This is a genomic window from Planctomycetota bacterium (genome assembly GCA_026387035.1).
Lineage (GTDB): Bacteria > Planctomycetota > Phycisphaerae > FEN-1346 > FEN-1346 > JAPLMM01.
In genome coordinates, this window is the sequence record JAPLMM010000166.1 from 1 (window position 1) to 2,347 (window position 2,347).

Below are 2,347 nucleotides of genomic sequence, written 5' to 3' on the forward strand. Positions count from 1 at the left end.
GGGGTCGCGGCTCCCGATGAGCCGGCCGAACGGATGCCCAATGCAGTCTACAACGCCCGACCCGATGGCCGCCAGCAGCCGCTCCGTCATCTTCGCCTCGTCCATCTCGAAGACGCTGTGCACGCTCGCGACGACCCAGTCCAGCCCTTCGAGAACCTTCTCCGGCAAATCGAGTCGGCCGTCCTTCAGAATATCCACCTCGATGCCCGCGAGGAGCCAGAAGTTCTTCACGCGTGCGGCGAGTTCTCGCACGCGGTCCGCCTGTCGCCTGAGCCGCTCGGCCGTCAGCCCGTGCGCCACCGTCACCGCCTGCGAATGGTCCGTGATCGCCAGGTATCGGTATCCGCGCTTCCGTGCCGCCTCGACCATTTCCTCGACGGTCGCCCGGCCGTCGGTCGCATCGGTGTGGGCGTGCATGTCGCCGCGGATGTCCTTTTCCTCGACCAGCGCGGGCAGGCGTTTCTTCTCGGCCGCCTCCACTTCGCCGCGGTCCTCGCGCAGTTCCGGCGGGATCCACGCCAAGCCGAGTTTCTTATAGACTTCCTCCTCGCTCTTGCCGGCGATCCGGCGCTTCCCCGCAAAGAGGCCGTACTCGTTCAGTTTCCATTTCCGTTTCTGCGCGCGCTTCCGCACCGCAATGTTATGGGCTTTCGAGCCCGTGAAATACATCATGGCCGCGCCGAACTCGGCCGCGTCGAAAAACCGAAAATCCACCTCCAGCCCGCTCGCCAGGCGCACCGAGACCTTCTCCTCGCCGACGGCGAGGCGGTCCTCGATCGGCTCGTAGGCAAGGATGGCCTCGACGGCCTTCTTACGGTCCACCGCCAGCACCAGGATATCCAGGTCGCCGATCGTTTCGCGTCGTCGGCGGAAACTGCCCGCCGGTTCCCATCGCCGGATCGCTTTCGTCCGCTCCAGGTGCCGGCCGATCGCCGCCGCCTGCTCGGCGGCGGTCTTGATGCTGATGCGGCCCGCCTCGGCCTCGAGGGTGGCCAGGCCCTTGAGGATGTTCTGCTCGGTCTTTTCTCCCATTCCTTCGAGGTCGCGTATTCCGCCGGCCTCGGCATACTTTTTCAACTCGCCGAGCGTCGAGATGCCCAACCTTTCGTAAAGGAGTTTCGCCCGTTTCGCCCCGAGGCCCTTCACCCGGAGGAGGTCCGTCAAGTGCGGCGGGATTTGCTTCCGAAGGTCCTCGAGCGTCGGGCACGTCCCCGTCGCGAGGATCGCGTGAATTTTCTCGGCCAGGTTCTTGCCGATGCCCGGCAGTTCGGTCAGGTCCGCCCCGCCGGCCGCCAGGTCTTCCATCCGCTCGGGATAATCGCGGATCGTCCCGGCCGCGTTCCGATAGGACCGGATGCGGAAGGCGTTCTCGTCCTGGATTTCCAGGATGTCGGCGATCTGGTCGAAGACCGCCGCCACCTCGGCGTTTTCCATGCCCGCTTCCTCTCGGAGGTTTCCCGTCGCTCTTACTAGTGGAGCGTCAACGGTGTTCTTGCGGGTGCCATGCTTTCGCGCTGTTGCGAAAGCATGTTGCCCGTGTGGCACGGCGGGCCTTGCCCCGCCGTGACTCCCGCACGGCCGGACAAGACCGGCCGTGCCACTCAGCCTGTCGGAAACATGATTTCGCAAGCGAAAGCATGGCACCCCCGCCGGCACGTTCAAGGTTGACGCTCCACTAGTATACCTTCGGCGGCGAGTCGCGCCTATTCTCTCGTTTCGCCGGAACCGCGAGGCCGCCCCGCCGCCGACCGGCCACACGCAACATCCCGCAGTGACATACTACCGGCACAGTGAAGCGTTCGCGCCCTTGGTTGCCTGCGTCTCGCCCCGACAATTCAGGCGTCCCGAAAACCGGAGGATTTCGCCTTGCGTCGAGCCCGCCGACGACGCCCCAACGGCCGCGTGTTGCGGACGATTAAGTGCTTGCGGCTTCTGGAGCGCGCGTGCTATAGTGCGGAGGACCTCGCCGGTCACTTTCGCGTGAGCAAGCGGACGATTTACCGCGACCTGCGGCTGCTGGTGGAGGCGGACGTTCCCCTGGTCCGGCGAAACGGCGACCGCCGATACCATGTGCCGTACCACTGGCCCCAAGCCGCCGCAGACGCACCGGGATGAAGGGATTCCCCGTGGACGTCGGACGACTCCATCGCGTCCTGAAGATCATCACCCTCCTCGAAGGCCGACGCTTTTTCAACGCCGACGAACTCGCCGCCGAGTGCAGCGTCTCGCGTCGAACCATCTACCGCGACCTCAACATGATCGAGGCCGCCGGCATCCCCTTCTACTACGACCGCAAAGACGGCGGATACCAGATCCACCAGACCGGCTTCCTGCCGCCCATCAACCT

Annotated in this window: 3 protein-coding genes; 2 read left to right on the forward strand and 1 reads right to left on the reverse strand. The window is 65.1% G+C overall.

Annotated features, from left to right (window positions below; genetic code table 11):
- Positions 1 to 1,434: DNA polymerase/3'-5' exonuclease PolX (gene polX, locus NTX40_05755; GenBank protein ID MCX5648588.1), on the reverse strand; the 1,434-nt coding region annotated here is incomplete at its 3' end.
- Between the two features lie 432 nt (positions 1,435 to 1,866).
- Here polX and NTX40_05760 point away from each other — a divergent pair.
- Together NTX40_05760 and NTX40_05765 are read left to right on the forward strand one after the other, a co-directional pair.
- Entirely contained in the window at positions 1,867 to 2,115 is a 249-nt protein-coding gene (locus tag NTX40_05760) for an HTH domain-containing protein (GenBank protein ID MCX5648589.1), read from the forward strand.
- An 11-nt stretch (positions 2,116 to 2,126) separates the two neighbouring features.
- Positions 2,127 to 2,347 (forward strand): HTH domain-containing protein (locus NTX40_05765; protein MCX5648590.1); only part of this gene is annotated, 221 nt, incomplete at its 3' end.